This is a genomic window from Cellulomonas sp. P4_B5_2, assembly GCF_056402235.1.
Map to the genome: position 1 here is coordinate 1 of NZ_JBFUHU010000347.1, position 4,174 is coordinate 4,174.

Sequence of the window (4,174 nt, forward strand, 5' to 3'; positions counted from 1 at the left end):
GTGCTCGCGACCCTCGTCGGTGGAGCCGCCGCTGCCGGGTCGGCCAACGTGCTGAACTGCTACCTCGACCGCGACATCGACAAGATCATGAACCGCACCAAGCGGCGGCCGATCGTCACCGGGCAGGTGTCTCCCCGGGCGGCGCTGATCTTCGGGCTCGCGCTCGGCGTGCTCTCGCTGACCTGGCTCGCCCTGATGGTCAACCCCGCGTCCGCGTGGCTCACCGCCGCGGCGATCCTCATCTACGTCGTCGGCTACACCATGATCCTCAAGCGCCGCACGTCGCAGAACATCGTGTGGGGTGGCGCGGCCGGCTGCATGCCCGTCCTGATCGGCTGGTCCGCCGTCACCGGTGGCGTCTCCTGGACGGCTGCCCTCCTGTTCGGGGTGATCTTCTTCTGGACCCCGCCGCACTACTGGCCGCTGTCGATGAAGTTCCGCAAGGACTACGCCGCCGCGGGCGTCCCGATGCTCCCGGTCGTGGCCAAGGACACCCGGGTCGCGCGCGAGATGATCGCGTACACGGTCGCGATGATCGCCTGCTCCCTGCTGCTCGTCCCGGTGCAGGGCATGACCTGGGTGTACGGCGTCGCCGCCCTGGCCCTCGGGATCTGGTTCCTCTGGTCCTGCATCGGCCTGCTGCGCCGCGCGGAGCACCCGGAGTCGGGCAAGCTGCACGCGATGCGCGTGTTCCACGCCTCGATCACCTACCTCACCCTGCTGTCCGTCGCGATCGCGGTGGACGTGTTCCTGCCCCTCTGAGCGTGACTACGACCGCGATCGACTCGGCGCTGGAGCTCTACCTCGCCCACCTGACCGTCGAGCGCGGCCTGTCCACCAACACGCTGCTCGCCTACCGCCGCGACCTGACCCGGTACACCGCCTTCCTCGAGACCCGCGGCTGCCGCGAGCCCTCGGACGTCGCCGAGCTCGACGTCGAGGACTTCCTGCTCGCGGTCCGCACCGGCTCGGACGGCCGCACCGCGCTGTCCGCCTCGTCGGCCGCCCGCATCGTCGTCGCGGTGCGCGGCTGGCACCGGTTCCTGCTGCTCGACGGCGTCACCGGTCAGGACCCCGCGCGGGCCGTGAAGCCCCCCGCGCAGCCGAAGCGGCTCCCGAAGGCGATCTCCGTCGGCGACGTCGAGCGCCTGCTGGACGCGGCCGGCCTCGGCGACGGCCCGGTGCCGCTGCGGGACCGCGCGCTCCTCGAGCTCGTGTACGGGACCGGTGCACGCATCTCCGAGGCGGTCGGCCTGGACGTGGACGACCTCGACCGGACGCCCGGGCGCGCGTCCGTCCGGCTGTTCGGCAAGGGCAGCAAGGAGCGGGTGGTGCCGCTGGGCACGTTCGCGCTCGACGCGGTGGAGGCGTACCTCGTCCGGGCACGGCCCGCCCTGTCCGTCGGGAGCAGGGGCGGGTCGCCGGGGGTCTTCCTCAACACCCGGGGCGCCCGGCTCAGTCGGCAGAGCGCGTGGGCGGTGCTGCGCGTGGCGGCGGAGCGCGCGGGACTGGCGGGTGCCGAGCACATCTCGCCGCACACGCTCCGGCACTCGTTCGCCACGCACCTGCTGGCCGGGGGAGCCGACGTGCGGGTGGTCCAGGAACTCCTCGGGCACGCGTCCGTGACGACGACCCAGATCTACACGATGGTCACCGCAGACACGCTGCGCGAGGTCTACGCGGCGTCGCACCCCCGGGCGCGATGAGCATCACGCGCCCCACGGACTGTCGCGCGGTCATCGGGGGCCGTGCTCCGGTAGGTTGTCCCGCGTGGTGAGCCAGCAGACGACCGACCCGCAGCTCGACGCCGTCGGGCGGCCGATGCCCGCGTTCCCCGAGCCCCCTCCGCTCGCCTCCCACGGTCCCGCGCGCGTGATCGCGCTGTGCAACCAGAAGGGTGGCGTCGGCAAGACGACGACCACCATCAACCTGGCCGCCGCGCTCGCCGAGTACGGCCGCAAGGTGCTCATCGTCGACTTCGACCCGCAGGGCGCCGCCTCGGTGGGTCTCGGCATCAGCCCGCACGAGCTGGACCGCACGGTTTACAACCTGCTCATGGAGCGGGACGCGGACATCCGCGCGATCATCCAGCACACCGCGACCCCGGGCCTCGACCTGCTGCCGGCCAACATCGACCTGTCGGCTGCCGAGGTGCAGCTGGTCGGCGAGGTGGCCCGCGAGTCCGTGCTGGCCCGGACGCTGCGCCCGATCCTCGACGACTACGACGTCGTGATGATCGACTGCCAGCCGTCGCTCGGCCTGCTCACCGTCAACGCCCTCACCGCCGCGCACGGCGTGCTCATCCCGCTGGAGTGCGAGTTCTTCGCCCTGCGCGGCGTCGCACTGCTCGTGGAGACCATCGAGAAGGTCCGCGACCGGCTCAACCCGCGGCTCGAGGTCGACGGCATCGTCGCGACGATGTACGACCCCCGCACCCTGCACGCCCGTGAGGTCGTCGCCCGGGTCAGCGAGGCGTTCGGCGACAACCTGCTGCACACGGTGATCAGCCGCACGGTGAAGTTCCCCGACGCCACCGTCGCCGCCGAGCCGATCACCACGTACGCCCCGACGCACTCCGGTGCGGCGGCCTACCGTCAGCTGGCACGTGAGCTCGTCGCCCGTGGCGACGCCGCCTGACGAGCGCGCGGTCCCGCCCGAGCAGTCGGCCTCCGGTCCGACGGGTGCGAGCGCGCCCGTGGGCACGAGTGCGTTCGAGGTCCACCTCACCAACTTCAGCGGTCCGTTCGACCTGCTCCTCGGCCTGATCGCCAAGCACAAGCTCGACATCACCGAGGTCGCGCTCGCGCAGGTCACCGACGAGTTCATCGCCCACATCCGCGGCGCCGAGAAGCAGTGGGACCTCGGGCAGGCCAGCGAGTTCCTGGTCATCGCCGCCACCCTGCTGGACCTCAAGGCCGCCCGGCTGCTGCCGTCCGCCGACGTCGAGGACGCGGAGGACCTGGAGCTGCTCGAGGCCCGCGACCTGCTCTTCGCCCGGCTGCTGCAGTACCGCGCGTACAAGCTGGTCGCGGCAGACCTGGCGGAACGGTTCGCCACCGAGGGCCGGCGGTTCCCGCGACTCGTCTCCCTCGAGCCGCACCTGGCGGCGCTGCTGCCCGAGCTGGTCTGGCAGATCGGCCCGGAGCAGCTGGCGGCGCTGGCGGCGAAGGCGGAGCAGCCCAAGCCGGCACCGCCCGGCGTCGACATCAGCCACCTGCACGCCCCCGCCRTCAGCGTCCGGGAGCAGGCCGCCGTGCTGGTCGACCGCCTCCGGCACGGCGGGGCGATGTCGTTTCGCACGCTGACCGCCGACGCGGGCGCGACGGTGGTCGTCGTCGCCCGGTTCCTGGCCCTGCTCGAGCTCTTCCGGGAGGGTGCGGTCGCGTTCGACCAGGTCACCCCGCTGGGGGAGCTGACCGTGCGGTGGACGGGCTCCGAGGAGGGCGAGATCGAGGTGTCCGACGACTTCGACACGCTCGACACCACACTCGACGCAGAGCTGGCCCGCGACGGGGCAGCCGAGGAGGACGCATGACCGAGCAGACGGTGCCCGAGGACGACCAGACGGAGCCGGAGTCGGAGACGGCCGCGGCCGACGAGCTCGCGTTCGACGTCGACGACCTGCCCGGTGGCGCCCTGGCGGCGCTCGAGGCGGTCCTCATGGTGGCCGACGAGCCCATCGCGGCCGTCCGGCTGGCGACCGTGATGGCGCTGCCGACCGCGCGGGTCGAGGCGCTCCTGGACGAGCTCGCCGCCGAGTACCGCGGCGAGGGGGGGGGGCGGGGCCGCACTCGAGACGCTGGCCGTCATCGCCTATCGCCAGCCGGTCACCCGCGGGCAGGTGTCCGCGGTCCGTGGCGTCAACGTCGACGGTGTCGTGCGCACGCTGACCACGCGCGGGCTCGTGGCCGAGGTGGGCACCGATCCGTCCAGCGGTGCGGTGCTCTACCAGACCACGGGATACTTCTTGGAGCGGATGGGGCTGTCCAACCTGGACGAGATGCCCCCGCTCGCGCCCTACCTGCCGGACATCGACTCCTTCGAGGGTGTCGACCAGGCGATCGGAGACAACAGATGAGCCCGCAGGAACGTCGGTCAGGTGGCTCCGGTTCGTCCGGTGGCCAGTCCGGCGGCAGGAGCGGCGCGCCTCGGGGCGGCAGCGGATCGGGCGCAC

General features: G+C 72.4%; 4 protein-coding genes and 1 pseudogene. All 5 read left to right on the forward strand.

The window, feature by feature from the left end:
* On the forward strand, positions 1-762 hold a 762-nt coding region (locus tag AC1DUQ_RS19115), incomplete at its 5' end, for a heme o synthase (RefSeq protein WP_477074362.1).
* Positions 763-764: 2 nt separating this feature from the next.
* Positions 765-1,706, forward strand: coding sequence for a site-specific tyrosine recombinase XerD (locus AC1DUQ_RS19120; RefSeq protein WP_477062136.1), 942 nt, complete (start codon positions 765-767; stop codon positions 1,704-1,706).
* A gap of 115 nt (positions 1,707-1,821) precedes the next feature.
* Positions 1,822-2,637 carry a ParA family protein gene (locus tag AC1DUQ_RS19125; RefSeq protein ID WP_477062293.1) on the forward strand — a complete coding sequence of 272 codons (816 nt, stop codon included), beginning with the start codon at positions 1,822-1,824 and terminating at the stop codon, positions 2,635-2,637.
* Positions 2,606-3,535, forward strand: coding sequence for a segregation and condensation protein A (locus tag AC1DUQ_RS19130; protein ID WP_477074363.1), 930 nt, complete (start codon positions 2,606-2,608; stop codon positions 3,533-3,535). The genes AC1DUQ_RS19125 and AC1DUQ_RS19130 overlap by 32 nt, the downstream gene beginning before the upstream one ends.
* Positions 3,532-4,078, forward strand: a pseudogene (gene scpB, locus AC1DUQ_RS19135) (SMC-Scp complex subunit ScpB). The gene AC1DUQ_RS19130 and the pseudogene scpB overlap by 4 nt, the downstream one beginning before the upstream one ends.
* Positions 4,079-4,174: the final 96 nt, after the last annotated feature.